The 17239-nt window shown below is 59.4% G+C and carries 18 protein-coding genes; 13 read left to right on the top strand and 5 right to left on the bottom strand.

Translation table 11 applies throughout. The features are described from left to right. Positions 1-10: 10 nt before the first annotated feature. Complete coding sequence (gene pyrE, locus ACRER8_RS14845) at positions 11-652, bottom strand: orotate phosphoribosyltransferase (RefSeq protein WP_431746993.1); 642 nt, start codon at positions 650-652, stop codon at positions 11-13. Positions 653-734: 82 nt separating this feature from the next. Here pyrE and ACRER8_RS14840 point away from each other — a divergent pair, with 82 nt between their 5' ends. Continuing rightward, positions 735-1514, top strand: coding sequence for an exodeoxyribonuclease III (locus tag ACRER8_RS14840; RefSeq protein ID WP_110948345.1), 780 nt, complete (start codon positions 735-737; stop codon positions 1512-1514). Between the two features lie 219 nt (positions 1515-1733). Here ACRER8_RS14840 and ACRER8_RS14835 read toward each other — a convergent pair whose 3' ends face one another. Both ACRER8_RS14835 and rph read right to left on the bottom strand, forming a co-directional pair. Beyond that, the gene (locus ACRER8_RS14835; protein ID WP_431746992.1) at positions 1734-2102 is read right to left on the bottom strand and encodes a DUF4870 domain-containing protein; all 369 of its coding nucleotides are present in this window, start codon (positions 2100-2102) and stop codon (positions 1734-1736) included. A 37-nt stretch (positions 2103-2139) separates the two neighbouring features. Then, complete coding sequence (rph, locus tag ACRER8_RS14830) at positions 2140-2862, bottom strand: ribonuclease PH (protein ID WP_431746991.1); 723 nt, start codon at positions 2860-2862, stop codon at positions 2140-2142. Positions 2863-3140: 278 nt separating this feature from the next. On the opposite strand from rph, the gene ACRER8_RS14825 reads away from it, so the two are divergent. The 6 genes from ACRER8_RS14825 (at position 3141) to ACRER8_RS14800 (ending at position 8554) form a co-directional block, all read left to right on the top strand. Beyond that, a complete protein-coding gene (locus ACRER8_RS14825; protein WP_431746990.1) occupies positions 3141-4004 on the top strand; it encodes a YicC/YloC family endoribonuclease in 864 nt (287 codons plus the stop codon). A 13-nt stretch (positions 4005-4017) separates the two neighbouring features. Beyond that, positions 4018-4638 (top strand): guanylate kinase, encoded by a 621-nt coding sequence (gmk, locus tag ACRER8_RS14820; protein WP_431747028.1) that lies wholly within the window; start codon positions 4018-4020, stop codon positions 4636-4638. A gap of 277 nt (positions 4639-4915) precedes the next feature. Then, positions 4916-5179 (top strand): DNA-directed RNA polymerase subunit omega, encoded by a 264-nt coding sequence (rpoZ, locus tag ACRER8_RS14815; protein ID WP_025257879.1) that lies wholly within the window; start codon positions 4916-4918, stop codon positions 5177-5179. A gap of 60 nt (positions 5180-5239) precedes the next feature. Beyond that, positions 5240-7348, top strand: a complete 2109-nt coding sequence (gene spoT / locus ACRER8_RS14810; RefSeq protein WP_431746989.1) for a bifunctional GTP diphosphokinase/guanosine-3',5'-bis pyrophosphate 3'-pyrophosphohydrolase — start codon at positions 5240-5242, stop codon at positions 7346-7348. 23 nt (positions 7349-7371) lie between these two features. Then, positions 7372-7752, top strand: coding sequence for a RidA family protein (locus ACRER8_RS14805; RefSeq protein ID WP_133751196.1), 381 nt, complete (start codon positions 7372-7374; stop codon positions 7750-7752). 64 nt (positions 7753-7816) lie between these two features. Beyond that, entirely contained in the window at positions 7817-8554 is a 738-nt protein-coding gene (locus tag ACRER8_RS14800) for a hypothetical protein (RefSeq protein WP_431747027.1), read from the top strand. A gap of 141 nt (positions 8555-8695) precedes the next feature. Here ACRER8_RS14800 and ACRER8_RS14795 read toward each other — a convergent pair whose 3' ends face one another. After that, positions 8696-9556 (bottom strand): SDR family oxidoreductase, encoded by an 861-nt coding sequence (locus tag ACRER8_RS14795; protein WP_431746988.1) that lies wholly within the window; start codon positions 9554-9556, stop codon positions 8696-8698. Positions 9557-9767: 211 nt separating this feature from the next. Between ACRER8_RS14795 and exbB the strand changes: the two genes are divergently transcribed. The 6 genes from exbB to ACRER8_RS14765 all read left to right on the top strand — a co-directional run bounded on the left by exbB (position 9768) and on the right by ACRER8_RS14765 (position 16487). Further along, entirely contained in the window at positions 9768-10733 is a 966-nt protein-coding gene (exbB, locus tag ACRER8_RS14790) for a tonB-system energizer ExbB (RefSeq protein ID WP_431746987.1), read from the top strand. Between the two features lie 3 nt (positions 10734-10736). Then, complete coding sequence (gene exbD, locus ACRER8_RS14785) at positions 10737-11162, top strand: TonB system transport protein ExbD (protein ID WP_108236211.1); 426 nt, start codon at positions 10737-10739, stop codon at positions 11160-11162. Beyond that, a complete protein-coding gene (locus tag ACRER8_RS14780; RefSeq protein ID WP_110948335.1) occupies positions 11159-11902 on the top strand; it encodes an energy transducer TonB in 744 nt (247 codons plus the stop codon). Before exbD ends, ACRER8_RS14780 begins: the two co-directional genes overlap by 4 nt. Positions 11903-11993: 91 nt before the next feature. After that, positions 11994-12923: a hydrogen peroxide-inducible genes activator gene (locus tag ACRER8_RS14775; protein WP_431746986.1), complete on the top strand. Its 930-nt coding sequence runs from the start codon at positions 11994-11996 to the stop codon at positions 12921-12923. A gap of 8 nt (positions 12924-12931) precedes the next feature. After that, a complete protein-coding gene (recG, locus tag ACRER8_RS14770; protein WP_431746985.1) occupies positions 12932-15007 on the top strand; it encodes an ATP-dependent DNA helicase RecG in 2076 nt (691 codons plus the stop codon). Positions 15008-15092: 85 nt separating this feature from the next. Continuing rightward, positions 15093-16487: an HDOD domain-containing protein gene (locus tag ACRER8_RS14765; protein ID WP_431746984.1), complete on the top strand. Its 1395-nt coding sequence runs from the start codon at positions 15093-15095 to the stop codon at positions 16485-16487. A 162-nt stretch (positions 16488-16649) separates the two neighbouring features. Here ACRER8_RS14765 and ACRER8_RS14760 read toward each other — a convergent pair whose 3' ends face one another. After that, positions 16650-17024, bottom strand: coding sequence for an SCP2 sterol-binding domain-containing protein (locus ACRER8_RS14760; protein WP_431746983.1), 375 nt, complete (start codon positions 17022-17024; stop codon positions 16650-16652). Between the last annotated feature and the right edge of the window lie 215 nt (positions 17025-17239).

The raw sequence follows: 17239 nt of genomic DNA, 5'->3' as shown, positions 1-17239 counted from the left end.
CTCTGAGGCCTCAGATTCCGTACTGAGCCCGGTACGCTTCCACGGCAGGCAAATGTTGCTTGAGCTGAGGATCGTCCGCCAGGAACTCGAGAACCTGATTCAACGAAACGATGCTCACCACCGGGATGCCGAAGTCACGCTCGACTTCCTGGATCGCGGAAAGCTCACCATTACCGCGCTCCTGGCGATTCAATGCAATCAGCACGCCAGCAGCATTTGCGCCCTGGGCCTGAATGATTTGCATGACTTCACGAATTGCGGTGCCAGCGGTGATGACGTCGTCGATGATCAGCACATTGCCAGTCAACGGAGCGCCCACCAGACTGCCGCCTTCGCCATGAGACTTGGCTTCCTTGCGGTTGAAACACCAAGGCAGGTCAAGGCTGTGATGATCGGCCAAAGCCACGGCTGTCGCGGCTGCGAGGGGAATACCCTTGTACGCCGGGCCGAACAGAACATCGAAGGAAATACCGCTTTCAACAACAGCCGCCGCATAGAACTTACCCAGTTGGGCAAGTGCCGAGCCGCTGTTGAAAAGACCGGCATTGAAGAAGTAAGGACTGGTGCGTCCCGACTTTAAAGTGAACTCACCGAAGCGCAAAACCCCGCGATCGATGGCAAAACGAATGAAATCGCGCTGATACGCCTGCATGAAAAAAGCCCCGAATACCACGGATTTAGCTAATTAGGTAGAGCTCGGGTATCATACACGCACGTGATTTTTGGGGCCATTTATGCGGATCATCAGTGTGAACGTTAATGGTATTCAGGCTGCAGTCGAGCGTGGTTTGCTCAGTTGGCTGCAAGCCCAGAATGCCGACGTCATCTGCCTTCAGGACACCCGCGCCTCCGCCTTTGAAATGGATGATCCAGCCTTCCAACTGGATGGCTACTTCCTGTATGCCCGCGATGCCGAAGTTCCTGCCCAGGGTGGCGTGGCACTTTACTCGCGACTGCAACCAAAGGCGGTGATCTACGGTCTGGGCTTTGAAACAGCCGACCGTTACGGGCGTTACCTGCAAGCGGATTTCGACAAAGTCAGTATCGCAACATTGCTGCTTCCTTCCGGAATGAACGGCGATGAAGACTTGAACCAGAAGTTCAAGCTCATGGACGATTTCGGCAAGTACCTGGACAAGCAACGGCGCAAACGTCGCGAGTACATCTACTGTGGCTCGCTCTACGTTGCGCAGCAGAAACTGGACATCAAGAACTGGCGCGACAGCCAGCAATCTCCTGGCTTCCTGGCACCGGAACGTGCGTGGATGGACGAGATTGTCGGCAACATGGGTTATGTCGATGCCCTACGCGAAGTCAGCCGCGAAGGCGATCAGTACAGTTGGTGGCCGGACAACGAACAGGCCGAGATGCTGAATCTGGGCTGGCGGTTCGACTATCAACTGCTGACCCCGGGCCTGCGCCGTTTCGTACGCAGCGCACGCCTGCCACGCCAGCCGCGGTTCTCGCAACACGCGCCACTGATCGTGGATTACGACTGGACGCTGACCATCTGACGTCCGGTTGCTCAAAAAAAGCCGACGTGAAGTCGGCTTTTGTTTGTCTGAAATAAAGCTTGCGGTCATGTTGCCCTTGCAGGAGCCGGCTTGCTGGCGAATGCGGTGTGTCATCCACGGATGGTGGATGGTCGACTGAGCCACCGCGTTCGCCAGCAAGCCGGCTCCTACAGGAATACGTCGTTCGGAAGAGGCAGGAAATCGCCCGCGCCAGCGCAGCTACTTGATCAACCGCCAGGTAAACGGGTATCGATAGGCGATCCCGTCATTTGCCTTGATCCCGGCGATGATGGTCAGCACCAGCGCGCCAATACCTACCAGCATCAGCAGCGGGAAGCCGATGACGATCACCATCAGCAGGAAGCAGATCATCGCAGCAATGGCGACCGTGATCTGGAAGTTGAGGGCCTCCTTGCCCTGGGCATCGATGAACGGATCGGTCTCTTTCTTCAACTGCCAGACAATCAACGGCCCCAGCAGATTTCCGAATGGGAAGATAAGCCCGAAAAACGCTGCAAAATGGCACCACATGGCCCACTGTCGAACTTCCTTGCTCGGCACTGGCAGCGGCGTTTGACTATCGATCATCATGCTTTCCCTGTTCTGACGAATGTTTAAGGTCCAATCAGTCGGCCAACGCTGCCTGTTGCAACTCGAAGATCTCGCTCATGCCTTTCTGCGCCAGTGCCAGCATCGCGTTCAGCTCTTCAGGCTGGAATGGTGCGCCCTCGGCCGTGCCCTGAACTTCAATGAATCCGCCCGCGCTGGTCATGACCACATTCAGGTCGGTCTCGGCAGCGGAGTCTTCCAGGTAATCCAGATCCAGCACCGGCTCACCTTGATACATGCCAACGGAAACCGCCGCGATCATCTGCTTGAGAGGGTCGCCTGCTTTGAGGCCGCCGCGCTTCTTGATGGTTTTCAAAGCATCGACCAGCGCCACCATGGAGCCGGTGATGGAAGCAGTACGGGTACCGCCATCGGCCTGGATCACGTCGCAGTCGACATAAAGGGTGACGTCGCCCAGTTTGGACATATCCAATGCAGCGCGCAGGGAGCGGCCGATGAGACGTTGAATCTCCAGCGTACGTCCGCCCTGCTTGCCACGGCTGGCCTCGCGCTGGTTACGCTCACCGGTCGCACGCGGCAGCATGCCGTATTCGGCGGTCAACCAGCCCTGGCCCTGACCTTTGAGAAAACGTGGTACGCCGTTCTCGACGCTGACGGTGCAGATCACCTTGGTGTCGCCAAACTCGACCAGCACAGAACCCTCCGCGTGCTTGGTGTAGTTGCGGGTGATGCGGATCGAGCGGAGCTGATCGGCAGCGCGACCACTTGGACGTTTCATCTGGGATACCTGTACTGAGACGGAAAACTGACGTGCATTATAGAGGCGCAAGCTCGCGCTTGGGACATCTTATGAACCATCAATGACCACTGGCACACGCCTGGGCTTACAAAACACGCGGCCTGGCAACGAAACCGCGACCTCTGCGACAACGCCACATTTGGGCGCACACCCTGCTCTGCGCTACAATCTTGCGCCTTTATAGCCTGTCGATTTCTTCACGACGTTCATCGGGCAACACATCGGCCCGTATGCTGACTTTTATAGAGGTACTTCCCATGGTGCACAGCATGACGGCTTTCGCCCGTGCCGAACGAGCCGGCACACAAGGCACGCTGAGCTGGGAATTGCGCTCGGTCAATCATCGTTACCTCGAACCGCATCTGCGCTTGCCGGAATCTTTCCGCGATCTGGAAGGCGCTGTGCGCGAAGCGCTGCGTCAGGGCCTGTCCCGGGGCAAGATCGAATGCACGTTGCGCTTCACCGAGGAGACGGCTGGCAAACCGCTGCAGGTCAATCGCGAACGGGCAAGTCAGTTGGTTGCCGCCGCAGAAACCGTCGCCAGCCTGATCAAGCAACCGGCCGCACTGAATCCGCTGGAAGTCTTGGCCTGGCCGGGCGTGCTGGTGGCGGACGCGACTGATCCACAGGCGTTGAACAATGACGCCTTGGCGCTCTTCAACGAAGCACTAAACGAACTGAAAGCCGGCCGCGCGCGCGAAGGCGCAGATCTGGCCAGACTTCTCGACGAACGGCTCGCGTCGATCAAGACTGAAGTCGCTACCCTGCGCACCCTCGTGCCGCAGATGCTTGCTACCCAGCGCCAGAAAGTGCTCGATCGCTTCGCCGACATGAAGGCCGAGCTCGATCCACAGCGCCTGGAACAGGAAATGGTCCTGCTGGCGCAGAAAAGCGACGTCGCCGAAGAACTCGACCGCCTCAGCACCCACGTCACCGAGGTGCGCCGCGTGCTCAAGGCCGGCGGACAGGCCGGGCGCCGGCTGGACTTCCTGATGCAGGAACTCAACCGCGAAGCGAACACACTGGGCTCCAAAGCCTTCGACCCTCGCAGCACTCAAGCCGCGGTCAACCTGAAGGTGTTGATCGAGCAGATGCGCGAACAAGTGCAGAACATTGAGTAAGGCCAATCACGACATGACCCACAGCACCGGCACTCTCTACATCATTTCCGCCCCCTCGGGCGCGGGCAAGACCAGCCTGGTCAAAGCCCTGATCGATGCCCAGCCGCAGATTCGCGTCTCCGTTTCCCACACCACGCGGGCCATGCGTCCGGGTGAAGTGGACGGTGTGAACTACCACTTCGTCGATCGCGCCGAGTTCGTGCGGATGATCGAGCACGGCGACTTTCTCGAACAGGCTGAAGTCTTCGGCAACATGTATGGCACCTCGCAAAGCCATCTGCAACAGACGCTGGACGAGGGCCATGACCTGATTCTGGAAATCGACTGGCAAGGCGCCGAGCAAGTGCGCAGGCTGATGCCCCACGCCCGCTCGATCTTCATTCTGCCGCCGACCCAGCAGGCCTTGCGTCAACGTCTGACCAACCGTGGCCAGGACAGCGACGAAATCATTGAAGGCCGCATGCGTGAAGCGGTCAGCGAAATGAGTCATTACGTCGAGTACGACTACATCGTCATCAACGACGACTTCGCCACTGCACTGGAAGACCTGAAAGCGATCTTCCGCACCAACCTACTCAGCCAGGAACATCAGCAGCAGCGTCATAGCGAGTTGCTGGCTCAGTTGTTGGCGTAACCAAGGGCCATCGCACTGTCCTCCTGTGGGAGCGAGCTTGCTCACGAAAGCTGCCAGATCTGCATCTCTTGCGGATATGCTGGCCTCTTCGTGACCAAGCTCACTTCACAGAGACCCTGCAGAGTTTCAAGTTCAGCTTGACCAACATTGCTGCAAGAGCGCAAAAACCGACCGCTCGTGGCTTGCCGCTTGAAGCTTGAGCCGGTCCGCTTGTAAACTACCGAGTCCGCTCGCCCATCCGGGCACCGCGCATCCGCATTTGCTACGAGGAATACCCATGGCCCGCGTGACCGTTGAAGACTGCCTGGAACATGTAGATAACCGTTTTGAGCTGGTCATGCTCGCCACCAAACGCTCGCGTCAACTGGCGACCGGCGGCAAAGAACCGAAGCTGGCCTGGGAAAACGACAAGCCTACCGTTGTTGCCCTGCGCGAAATCGCAGCCGGCCTGATGGATTATGCCGTCATTGCAGAAGCTGAAATCGTCGAAGACGAACCACTGTTCGCAGCGTTCGAGGACGAGTCCAGCGAGGCCGTCTAAGCCTATGCCCGGTCGACGTAGCAAGGCGCAGGGTCAAAAACCTCGGCACGGAGTTCCATCTTGCCGAGCATAGACGCCCTCGCCGATCGCCTGTCGACCTACCTCGGCGCAGACCAGGTCAATCTGGTCCGCCGGGCGTATTTCTACGCCGAACAAGCCCACGACGGCCAGCGCCGTCGCAGCGGTGAAGCCTACGTCACGCACCCGCTGGCGGTGGCCAATATCCTTGCCGACATGCACATGGACCATCAGAGCCTGATGGCCGCGATGCTGCATGACGTGATCGAAGACACCGGCATCGCCAAGGAAGCGCTCTGTGCGCAGTTTGGCGAAACCGTCGCCGAACTGGTCGACGGGGTCAGCAAGCTGACCCAGATGAACTTCGAGACCAAGGCCGAAGCCCAGGCTGAAAACTTTCAGAAAATGGCCATGGCCATGGCGCGCGATATCCGCGTGATCCTGGTCAAGCTCGCCGACCGCCTGCACAACATGCGCACGCTGGAAGTCCTCTCCGGCGAAAAACGTCGGCGCATTGCCAAGGAAACCCTCGAAATCTACGCCCCCATCGCCAATCGCCTTGGCATGCACAGCGTGCGTATCGAATTCGAGGATCTGGGCTTCAAGGCCATGTACCCCATGCGCTCGTCGCGCATCGGCCAAGCAGTCAAGCGCGCCCGTGGCAACCGCAAGGAGCTGGTCAACAAGATTGAAGAGTCGTTGAGCCACTGCCTGGCCGTCGACGGCATAGAAGGCGAAGTTAGCGGCCGGCAGAAGCACCTGTACGGCATCTACAAAAAGATGCGCGGCAAACGTCGGGCCTTCAACGAAATCATGGACGTCTACGCGTTCAGGATCATCGTCGACAAGGTCGATACCTGCTATCGAGTGCTTGGCGCTGTACATAATTTGTACAAACCGCTGCCTGGCCGCTTCAAGGATTACATCGCGATTCCCAAGGCCAACGGTTATCAGTCGTTGCATACCACGTTGTTTGGCATGCACGGCGTACCCATCGAAATCCAGATCCGCACCCGCGAAATGGAAGAGATGGCCAACAACGGTATCGCGGCGCACTGGCTATACAAGTCTTCCGGTGACGAGCAGCCGAAAGGCACCCACGCTCGCGCCCGGCAGTGGGTCAAAGGCGTGCTGGAGATGCAGCAACGCGCCGGCAACTCGCTGGAATTCATCGAGAGTGTGAAGATCGACCTGTTCCCGGACGAGGTCTACGTATTCACCCCCAAGGGCCGGATCATGGAGTTGCCCAAAGGCTCCACGGCCGTCGACTTCGCCTATGCGGTGCATACCGACGTCGGAAACAGCTGCATCGCCTGTCGGATCAATCGTCGTTTGGCGCCATTGTCCGAGCCATTGCAAAGCGGCTCGACCGTCGAGATCGTCAGCGCACCGGGCGCTCGGCCAAATCCGGCCTGGCTCAACTTCGTGGTCACCGGCAAGGCGCGCACGCACATCCGTCATGCGCTCAAGCTGCAACGCCGCTCCGAGTCCATCAATCTGGGCGAACGCCTACTGAACAAGGTGCTGAACGGTTTCGACAGCACGCTGGAGAAGATTCCCAACGAGCGTCTGCAGTTGATCCTCGCCGAATATCGGGTCGAGGTCATTGAAGACCTCCTCGAAGACATCGGCCTGGGCAATCGCATGGCCTACGTCGTTGCCCGACGCCTGCTGGCCAGCGAAGGTGAAGAGCTGCCGAGCGCCGAAGGGCCGCTAGCGATTCGCGGCACCGAAGGTCTGGTGCTCAGCTACGCCAAGTGCTGCACGCCGATTCCGGGCGACCCGATCGTCGGCCATCTGTCTGCGGGCAAAGGCATGGTCGTGCACCTGGACAACTGCCGCAACATCAGTGAAATCCGTCACAACCCGGAAAAATGCATCCAGTTGTCCTGGGCCAAGGATGTCACCGGCGAATTCAACGTCGAGCTGCGGGTCGAGCTGGAACATCAGCGCGGGCTCATTGCCTTGCTGGCCAGCAGCGTCAATGCGGCCGATGGCAACATCGAGAAAATCAGCATGGACGAGCGCGATGGTCGTATCAGCGTGGTCCAACTGGTGGTCAGCGTGCACGACCGCGTGCATCTGGCCCGCGTGATCAAGAAACTGCGCGCGCTGACCGGAGTGATCCGCATCACCCGCATGCGTGCGTAGCCAACCGCCAACAGGAGTTTTTCATGAGCAAGACCGTTATCTCCAGCGACAAGGCCCCTGCCGCCATCGGCACGTATTCTCAGGCGATCAAAGCTGGCAATACCGTCTACATGTCCGGCCAGATTCCTCTGGACCCGAAAACCATGGAGTTGGTGGAAGGCTTCGAAGCCCAGACCACTCAGGTCTTCGAGAACCTCAAGGCCGTGGCTGAAGCCGCAGGCGGCTCGTTCAAGGATATCGTCAAGCTGAATATCTTCCTGACCGACCTGAGCCACTTCGCCAAGGTCAACGAGATCATGGGCAAATACTTCGAACAGCCTTACCCGGCCCGTGCTGCGATCGGCGTCGCCGCGCTGCCACGTGGCGCCCAGGTTGAAATGGATGCTGTGCTGGTCATCGAGTAAATCCCTCGCGGAGCGCACCCGCGCTCCGTCACCCTCAGAGCAAAGGAAGGACTCCGCCATGCGTATGCGCGTTGCGTTCGCCCTCTCGCTGCTAGCCGCGCTGCTGAGCGGTTGCGCTAGCCACTCCAACAAAACCCCTGATGGGGTCTGGATCAACCAGGCCGCTATCGACGCAGCAGCTGAAGGCGGCAATCTGCGCCAGTCGCTGCTGGCTTATGGTCCGACGCTTGAGTGGAATATCAACACCGCGGCTGGCCAGGCGACGTCGTACAACGGTTTTGAACTGACCGAGGGCAAGATCGCCAAGGACCCGGACGGCACGTGGAAAGTGAATGTCTACGGCAGCGCCTCGGACGATCTCAAGCTCAAGAGTGATGAACTGGTACAGAGCGCCAGCGATTCCGGTCCAGAACAGCATTTCCGAACGCCCAAAGAGGCTGCACCTGCAGGTGCTCAACCGGGCACCAGTTTCGAACGCGCGCTCTATACCGCCTATCTTGGCGGCAAATGGAGCATCGTCAATGGCGATGGCCAGGGCGGCGTCGTCGAATTCGCACCCGATGGCAGCGTCACCGGCCTGCCGGGCAACGACCGCTACGCCCTTTGTCTAGCGGGGGATTGCGCAGCCATGAGCGGTGAATACGACAGTATGTGGCTGGAGCAGAATGAGCGCGGCAACCCTTGGGTCTTCGTGCGTCAGGGCAAGCAACTGGAGATCTTCCAAGCCGTGAACAATGCCCAGGCCACCGAAATGCCGGACCTTCGTCCAGGTGAGCGGCATTGGGTGCTGGAGAAGAACTGATCCACCGCTGCACTGTAAAGCTCGCTTGCGGCCCTTTGTATGAGTGAGCTTGCTCACAAAGACCGACTTTCAGACGTCGAGAATGCGGCGGATGCAATGACGTCTTCGTGAGCAAGCCCCCTACAGATCAGGGCTCACCGATCAATCCTGAGTACCTGCCAACATCGCCTCATACCCTTCCTTGTAGCTCGCATAACGCGGCACCCAGCCCAGCGCCCTGGCTCGGGCGTTGCTGCAGCGCTTGCTGCCTGCGCGGCGGACACTGTTTTCATCAGACCATTGCGTCACGCCGAGCCGTTCGCGCATCCAGTCGACCACCTCGGCCAAGGGGGCTGGCGCATCGTCGACACCAATATAGACATCATCCAGCGCTACACCGCGAGCATCTGCCCGCAGCAGAAACGCCAGCAGCCCGGCCGCATCATCGGCATGGATCCGGTTGCCATAGAGAGGCGGATCAATTGCCACGCTGTAGCCCTGACGAACGCGGTTCATCAGATCGCTACGTCCCGGACCATAAATGCCGGTAAGCCTGACGACAGTGGCAGGCAACCCGCTGTCTAGCGCAACCTGTTCGGCCTCACGCATCACTTGCCCTGAGAACCCTAAGGCCTCGGCAGGCGAAGTTTCGTCGATCCACTCCCCTTGCTTCTGCCCGTAGACACTGCTGCTTGAGACGAACAGGATGCGCCGTGGTTTCTGCCCGCTGCGCTCGACCCAGCCCAACACATGACGCAGTCCCTGAACGTAAGCTGCGCGATAGCCGGTTTCATCACGTTCCGTCGGCGTGGCGCAATACACCAGATAATCGATGCGACCTTCGGGCCAATGCACGGGAATACGCGCATCGAACAGATCGCCATTTACACCACGCACACCTTCCGGCAACTTCGCCACGCTTCTGCGCAAACCGTACACGGTCCATCCTTCTAGCAACAATTGCGAAGCCAGGCGCCCTCCGATGTCTCCACATCCAGCAATTAAAACGGATGGCATTGCCATGACAATCTCCACATCAAAAGTAGGTTTGAACCAATGAAACGGGGGATGAAGGCGACCATCGGGACGCATTCGTGTTAAAAAAAGATACTCTATTACTTTTGTTAACAAGAATTACTTGCAATAATGTCGGCCCTTTGTTCTCCTCCGCTCGCCTCGCGCCAGCGTGACGCATTGAGAACGAAACACCTTTTTCATATCAGGTCGGGCCAGCATGACACTTACTCTATCCCCCGCTTCGTCAATCACGTCTTCGGGTCTGCCACGCGCAGGGCGCGCTATCGCAGCGGTGCTTTTCAGCCTGATGCTGGCACCTGTCGCCCTCGCCGACTCCAGCGCTCCGACGCAGACGCCAGCGGTGCAATCGGCCACGCCCGCCACTACGCCAGTGGACACCACGGAGGCACCCGCCGTTCAGGAACCTGCCGCACCGTCCGAATCGCTGGACGCTGCCGCTGAAGACAACAGCCTTGGCATGTCCCACGACCTTTCGCCCTGGGGTATGTACAAGAACGCCGACATCGTCGTCAAAGCCGTGATGATCGGTCTGGCTATCGCCTCGATCATCACCTGGACCATCTGGATCGCCAAAGGCTTCGAGCTGCTGGGTGCCAAGCGTCGCCTGAAGGGCGAAATCGCAGCCCTCAAGCGTGCCCGTACTCTGGACGAAGCCAGCGCCAGTGCCAAAAAGCAAGGCACGCTGGCGAATCTGCTGGTCCACGACGCACTGGAAGAAATGCACCTGTCAGTCAATAGTCGCGAGCGCGAGGGCATCAAGGAACGCGTCAGCTTCCGTCTCGAACGTTTGGTTGCTGCTTGTGGCCGCAACATGAGCATGGGCACCGGCGTGCTCGCCACCATCGGTTCGACCGCGCCCTTCGTCGGCCTGTTCGGTACCGTGTGGGGCATCATGAACAGCTTCATCGGTATCGCCAAGACCCAGACCACCAACCTTGCCGTCGTCGCTCCCGGCATCGCAGAAGCCCTGCTGGCCACGGCGCTGGGTCTGGTCGCGGCAATCCCTGCGGTGGTCATCTACAACGTCTTCGCCCGCTCGATCGCGGGTTACAAGGCGCAAGTGTCGGACGCATCGGCTCAGGTTCTGTTGCTGGTCAGCCGCGATCTGGATCACCAGCCCGCCGCTGACCGTGCTCAGCCGCACATGGTAAAAATGGGGTAAACCATGGGCCTGCATCTTAACGAAGGTGGCGACGATCTCGCCGAGAACCACGAAATCAACGTGACGCCGTTCATCGACGTCATGTTGGTGCTGTTGATCATCTTCATGGTGGCGGCGCCTCTGGCCACGGTGGACATCAAGGTCGACCTGCCCGCTTCCACCGCGAAACCGGCGCCCCGACCCGAGAAGCCGGTCTTCCTCAGCGTCAAGGCCGACCAGAGCCTGTATCTGGGTGATGAAAAGGTCGCTCGCGAGCAGATCGGTCCGGTTCTGGATGCCAAGACCAAGGGCAAGAAAGACACAACCATCTTCTTCCAGGCCGATAAAGGCGTGGACTACGGCGATCTGATGGAGGTCATGAACCTCCTGCGCGGCGCCGGTTACCTGAAAGTCGGTCTGGTGGGTCTCGAGACGGTTGGTAAGAAATGATCAATACGCGCCAAAAACTGACGCGCTATAGCGGTAGTCTGTTGTTGGTGCTGGCGGTACACGCCGTTGCGATCCTGGTCGCACTGCGCTGGCCCACCTCGCAGGCCATCGAGCTGCCACCGGCGGCAATGATGATCGAGCTGGCGCCTGTTCCCGAGCCCGCTCCGCCGCCACCGCCGAAGGTCGTTCAGCCGCCGCAGCCTCCTGCGCCGGAAGAACAACTGCCGATTCCGCCTATCGCTGAAGCGCCGAAACCGGAAATCGCAATTCCCAAACCGGTCAAGCCAAAGCCCAAACCACAGCCGCCCAAACCTGTGAAGAAGGTTGAGCCGCCGAAGGAAGAGAAACCCGCCGATGAAAAACCGGTAGACACTCCACCATCCAACGCCAAGCCGGAAAAATCCGCAGCCCCTGAACAGGCCCCGCCAGCGCCACCGAGCACTGCACTGCCAAGTTGGCAGGGTGATCTGCTGCGTCACTTGAGCAAGTTCAAGCGTTATCCGGAAGACGCCCGGCGTCGTGGCATGCAAGGCATCAACCGTCTGCGCTTCGTGGTCGATGGTGAAGGCCGGGTACTGTCCTACGAAATCGCTGGCGGTTCTGGCAGCGCGGCACTGGACCGGGCCACGCTGGAGATGATTCGGCGTGCCCAGCCGTTGCCAAAACCACCCGCCGAATTGCTCAACAACGGCACGCTGGAAGTTGTCGCACCCTTCGTTTATTCGCTGGATAAACGCTGAAACGACGATTTTGCAACAACAGAGCGCCTGATAACGTGCGTCTATCGATTGCACCCGCTATGCTGGGGCCGCAACTTCATGGACGCACGCTATGACCCTCACAGAATTGCGCTATATCGTTACCCTCGCTCAAGAGCAGCATTTCGGCCATGCGGCCGAGCGCTGCCATGTCAGCCAGCCGACATTGTCGGTGGGCGTGAAGAAGCTGGAAGATGAACTCGGTGTGCTGATTTTCGAGCGCAGCAAGAGTGCGGTACGTCTTACGCCCGTCGGCGAGGGCATCGTGGCTCAGGCGCAGAAGGTGCTCGAACAAGCTCAAGGCATTCGTGAACTCGCCCAGACTGGCAAGAACCAGCTGACCGCACCGCTGAAAGTCGGCGCGATCTACACCGTCGGTCCTTACCTTTTCCCGCATCTGATCCCGCAACTGCATCGGGTCGCCCCGCAAATGCCCTTGTACATCGAAGAGAACTTCACCCATGTGCTGCGCGACAAGCTGCGCAACGGTGAACTCGATGCGATCATCATCGCCCTGCCGTTCAACGAAGCCGACGTATTGACCATGTCACTGTACGACGAACCGTTCTACGTGCTGATGCCGGCCGACCATCCCTGGACTCAGAAAGACACCATCGACGCAGCGGCGCTGAACGACAAGAGCCTGCTGCTGCTGGGCGAAGGTCACTGCTTCCGCGATCAGGTCCTCGAAGCCTGTCCGACGCTGGTCAAGGGCGGCGACAGCGCCAAGCACACCACTGTCGAATCCAGCTCGCTGGAAACCATTCGACACATGGTGGCTTCGGGTCTTGGAGTTTCGATCCTGCCAATGTCGGCAGTCGACAGCCACCATTATGCCCCTGGTGTAATCGAGGTCCGTCCGATGTCCGCTCCAGTGCCATTCCGCACGGTAGCCATCGCCTGGCGCGCAAGCTTCCCACGGCCAAAAGCTATCGAAATCCTCGCCGACTCGATCCGTCTGTGCTCCGTCGCTCGCCCTAAAGCCCAGGCACAAGCGAGTTAAGTGGCGGTATGACTGAGCTGTCCCACGTCTCGGTCACGGCGCTCAAGGGCGTCGGCGAGGCCATGGCTGAAAAGCTGGCGAAGGTCGGACTCGAGAACATTCAGGACGTTCTCTTTCATCTGCCCCTGCGTTATCAGGATCGCACTCGCGTCGTGCCCATCGGCGCGCTGCGGCCTGGGCAGGACGCCGTGATCGAAGGCGTGGTCAGCGGTGCCGATGTGGTGATGGGTAAACGTCGCAGCCTGCTGGTGCGGCTGGGTGACGGCACAGGCGTGCTGAGCCTGCGCTTCTATCACTTCAGCAACGCGCAGAAGGACGGCCTCAAACGCGGAACTCACGTGCGTTGCTACGGCGAAGCCCGGCCTGGCGCATCGGGACTTGAGATTTATCACCCCGAATACCGCGCCATCACCGGCGAAGAACACGTCGCGGTCGAGCAGACGCTCACGCCGATCTATCCAACCACCGAAGGCCTGACGCAACAGCGTCTACGCCAACTGTGCCAGCAAAGTCTGGGCATGCTCGGTCCCAGAAGCCTGCCCGACTGGCTGCCTGAAGAGCTGGCGCGCGACTATCAACTCGCGCCGCTGGCCGACGCCATTCACTACCTGCACAACCCGCCCGCCGATGCCGATGTCGAAGAACTGGCCCTCGGTCATCACTGGGCCCAGCACCGGCTGGCGTTCGAGGAACTGCTGACGCATCAACTGTCGCAGCAACGTCTGCGCGAAAGCCTGCGCTCCCAGCGCGCCCCATCGTTGCCGCTCGCCAAACGACTGCCGAAAAAATTCCTCGCTAACCTGGGTTTTCCGCCTACAGGCGCGCAGCAACGGGTCGGCAAGGAAATCGCCTACGACCTCAGCCAACAGGAGCCTATGTTGCGGCTCATTCAAGGTGATGTTGGCGCGGGCAAGACCGTTGTCGCAGCGCTCGCGGCGTTGCAGGCGCTGGAAGCGGGCTATCAGGTGGCGTTGATGGCGCCGACGGAAATTCTCGCCGAGCAGCATTTCATCAACTTCAAACGCTGGCTCGATCCATTGGGTATCGAGACGGCGTGGCTGGCCGGCAAACTCAAAGGCAAGCTGCGCGCAGCGTCTCTGGAGCAGATCGCCAACGGTGCGCCGATGGTCGTCGGTACTCACGCGCTGTTTCAGGATGAAGTGCAGTTCAAGAATCTCGCGCTGGTGATCATCGATGAACAGCATCGTTTCGGCGTTCAGCAACGTCTGGCCCTGCGCAAGAAGGGCGTCGGCGGCCTGATGTGTCCGCACCAGTTGATCATGACCGCCACTCCGATCCCGCGAACGTTGGCGATGAGTGCCTACGCGGACCTCGACACGTCGATCCTCGATGAACTCCCCCCAGGCCGAACACCGGTCAACACGGTATTGGTCGCCGATAGCCGCCGCATCGAGGTGGTCGAGCGAGTGCGCAACGCCTGCGCCGAAGGTCGCCAGGCATATTGGGTCTGTACGCTGATTGAAGAATCCGAAGAGCTGACGTGTCAGGCGGCCGAAACTACGTTCGAGGAACTGACCAGCGCGTTGGGCGAACTTAAAGTCGGGCTGATTCACGGGCGCATGAAGCCTGCGGAAAAGGCCGTAGTAATGGCCGAATTCAAACAGGGCAACTTGCAGCTGTTGGTCGCCACGACTGTCATCGAGGTTGGTGTGGATGTGCCCAATGCCAGCCTGATGATCATCGAGAACCCGGAACGACTGGGCCTGGCCCAGCTTCATCAATTGCGTGGGCGGGTTGGACGTGGCAGTGCGGCGAGTCATTGCGTGCTGTTGTACCATCCACCGCTGTCGCAAATCGGCCGGCAGCGGCTGGGAATCATGCGCGAGACCAACGACGGTTTCGTGATCGCTGAGAAGGATCTGGAGCTTCGCGGGCCGGGCGAGATGCTCGGAACGCGCCAGACGGGGCTGCTGCAATTCAAGGTCGCAGACCTGATGCGCGATGCGGACCTGCTGCCGGCAGTCAGAGATGCAGCCCAGGCCCTGCTTGAGCGATGGCCTACCCACGTCAGTCCGCTGCTGGAGCGCTGGTTGCGCCACGGCCAGCAATACGGACAGGTATGACGTAGTCAGCACGAAGACTGCGTATCACCTCTATAACAACTAAGCTGGTTATACTTCAGCAATTGTAGGAATCTGGATACAGGCTATGACAGAAGTTGCCCACATCGATGACGCCCAACACACCCCATCTGTCATCCGGCACCTGCTTGATAAAGCAGCCGTCAGCTACCGCGAAGTCATGGACGATGAAATGCTCCCCGTCGAGCGGAAGGTCCAGGCCGTTCTGGTCCATGACACTGTGGGCGCGCTGCTGGTCCTGTTCCCGAAAAGCCACCTGCTGGACCTCAATCGCATTACCGAGCTGACCGGGCGCAAGCTTACAGCGGTCACTCAAGAGCATCTGGACAAGATGCTGGGCAAAAACAGCCTGCGCGCCTTGCCGGCCCTTCCGGCGTTGACCAGCTCGCCTTGCCTGTATGAAGAACGCATCCTGCAAGCGCCGACTGTACTGATCGACTCCGGCGAGCCCGGCCTGCTGCTGGAAATCAGTAGCGATGACTTCAAGACGCTGTTGAGCAAAGCCAGCGCCGCCATTTTCGGTGAGCCGGTGACGTCGGTGCAGCCTAACCTGACACGTCCCGACGACGACCGCGAAGAGATCACCAAGGCAGTACAGCATTTCACCGCGCGCCGCATTCAGCAGCGTCTGGAAGCGACAGTGGAGATCCCCCCGCTGGCTGACACCGCACAGAAAATCATTAAGCTGCGGGTCGACCCCGACGCGACCATCGATGACATTACCGGCGTCGTCGAAACCGATCCTGCGCTGGCGGCGCAAGTGGTGAGTTGGGCGGCGTCGCCGTACTACGGTTCGGCTGGCAAGATTCGCTCGGTCGAAGACGCCATCGTGCGCGTGCTGGGCTTCGATCTGGTGATCAATCTGGCCCTGGGTCTGGCGCTCGGCAAAACCCTGGCATTGCCAAAGGATCAACCCCAGCACTCAACGCCGTACTGGCAGCAATCGATCTACAGCGCGGCGGTCATCGAAGGCTTGACCCGCGCCATGCCACGAGCCAAGCGCCCCGAGAGCGGCCTGACTTACCTGGCCGGTCTGCTGCATAACTTCGGCTATCTGTTGCTGGCCCACGTGTTCCCGCCGCATTTCTCGCTGATCTGCCGACAGATCGAGGTCAACCCGCACCTGCACCACAGTTTCGTGGAACAGCATCTGCTGGGCATCACCCGCGAGCAGATCGGCGCCTGGCTGATGCGCAACTGGGACATGCCTGAGGAGTTAGCCACTGCCCTGCGCTTCCAGCACGACCCGCATTACACAGGCGAACATCACGAATACGCCAACCTGGTGTGCCTGGCGGTTCGTCTGTTGCGCAAGGAAGGCATTGGCTCAGGTCCGATGGAAAGCATTCCTGACGAACTGTTCGAGCGCCTGGAACTGTCCCGCGACAAAGCGGAGGATGTGGTGAAAAAGGTGCTGGAAGCCGAAGTGTTACTGCGCGAATTGGCTTCGCAGTTTCATTGATTGAGTCTTCCAACCGCCTTGATCCTGAGGCGGTTGGAGATCCTGTGGTAGCGAATTTCGCGAGGCGGGGGCACAACCGACACATATCTACCGTCTGAACTATCTATCGCGAATGAATTCGCTGCCAGAGGTTCAGCGCAGGGCCCGAACCTCATCGGCCCGTCACTTTTTCTTCCTCGGCTTCAAATATTTCGTCAAACCCTGAAACCACATCACCAGCCCGGTGTTGCCGGTGACCTGAATATCCTTGTTCTGAATCCCCTGCATGAACGCCAGTTGCTTGTTCTTTGCCTGCATCGTGGCGAAGCCGTAGGCCGCATCCTTAAAGGAAATCGCAAATGCTGGCTCGGCGATCGCGCCTGCCCGGCTGCTGACTCGTTGATCACGAACCACGAAATGGCGGGCGATCTTGCCGTCACTGGTCTGCAGTTGGAAGGTCAGGTCCTTGCCGGCCAGTTGTTGCGTGAAGGCGGGGTTGTTGCGGCTGGCACGAGCCATCAACAGGCCCAACATCCAGAGAAGAAACCGAAACTTCATAGCTCAATGCCTCTACCGACCATGCGAATACCGCGACGTGCGGCAGTGTAGCGAGCTTCAGAGAGACGCGAGGGAGCAGAACTCATTAGTCGCAAAGTGGCGAGCTAGACAGATCCAGAGATTCGGTGCGGCCATCTGTGGTACGCCATGGCCGGCGGGCCATGCCGATACACAATGCAACGTCGGCCATAAAAAATGGGCATCCAACGTGTTGG

It is taken from the genome of Pseudomonas sp., from assembly GCF_050739935.1.
GTDB lineage: Bacteria > Pseudomonadota > Gammaproteobacteria > Pseudomonadales > Pseudomonadaceae > Aquipseudomonas.
Note: the sequence above shows the minus strand (reverse complement) of the source record. Positions and strands in the feature narration are given on the sequence as shown.

Excerpts from the sequence above, each read along its gene's own strand:
- ACRER8_RS14760 (WP_431746983.1), bottom strand. The coding sequence starts at position 17,024 with ATGAAGTTTCGGTTTCTTCTCTGGATGTTGGGCCTGTTGATGGCTCGT.
- pyrE (WP_431746993.1), bottom strand. The coding sequence starts at position 652 with ATGCAGGCGTATCAGCGCGATTTCATTCGTTTTGCCATCGATCGCGGG.
- exbB (WP_431746987.1), top strand. The coding sequence starts at position 9,768 with ATGACACTTACTCTATCCCCCGCTTCGTCAATCACGTCTTCGGGTCTG.
- recG (WP_431746985.1), top strand. The coding sequence starts at position 12,932 with ATGACTGAGCTGTCCCACGTCTCGGTCACGGCGCTCAAGGGCGTCGGC.
- ACRER8_RS14840 (WP_110948345.1), top strand. The coding sequence starts at position 735 with ATGCGGATCATCAGTGTGAACGTTAATGGTATTCAGGCTGCAGTCGAG.
- ACRER8_RS14825 (WP_431746990.1), top strand. The coding sequence starts at position 3,141 with ATGGTGCACAGCATGACGGCTTTCGCCCGTGCCGAACGAGCCGGCACA.
- ACRER8_RS14775 (WP_431746986.1), top strand. The coding sequence starts at position 11,994 with ATGACCCTCACAGAATTGCGCTATATCGTTACCCTCGCTCAAGAGCAG.
- rpoZ (WP_025257879.1), top strand. The coding sequence starts at position 4,916 with ATGGCCCGCGTGACCGTTGAAGACTGCCTGGAACATGTAGATAACCGT.
- gmk (WP_431747028.1), top strand. The coding sequence starts at position 4,018 with ATGACCCACAGCACCGGCACTCTCTACATCATTTCCGCCCCCTCGGGC.
- ACRER8_RS14835 (WP_431746992.1), bottom strand. The coding sequence starts at position 2,102 with ATGATCGATAGTCAAACGCCGCTGCCAGTGCCGAGCAAGGAAGTTCGA.
- ACRER8_RS14805 (WP_133751196.1), top strand. The coding sequence starts at position 7,372 with ATGAGCAAGACCGTTATCTCCAGCGACAAGGCCCCTGCCGCCATCGGC.
- ACRER8_RS14800 (WP_431747027.1), top strand. The coding sequence starts at position 7,817 with ATGCGCGTTGCGTTCGCCCTCTCGCTGCTAGCCGCGCTGCTGAGCGGT.
- ACRER8_RS14780 (WP_110948335.1), top strand. The coding sequence starts at position 11,159 with ATGATCAATACGCGCCAAAAACTGACGCGCTATAGCGGTAGTCTGTTG.
- exbD (WP_108236211.1), top strand. The coding sequence starts at position 10,737 with ATGGGCCTGCATCTTAACGAAGGTGGCGACGATCTCGCCGAGAACCAC.
- ACRER8_RS14795 (WP_431746988.1), bottom strand. The coding sequence starts at position 9,556 with ATGGCAATGCCATCCGTTTTAATTGCTGGATGTGGAGACATCGGAGGG.
- rph (WP_431746991.1), bottom strand. The coding sequence starts at position 2,862 with ATGAAACGTCCAAGTGGTCGCGCTGCCGATCAGCTCCGCTCGATCCGC.
- ACRER8_RS14765 (WP_431746984.1), top strand. The coding sequence starts at position 15,093 with ATGACAGAAGTTGCCCACATCGATGACGCCCAACACACCCCATCTGTC.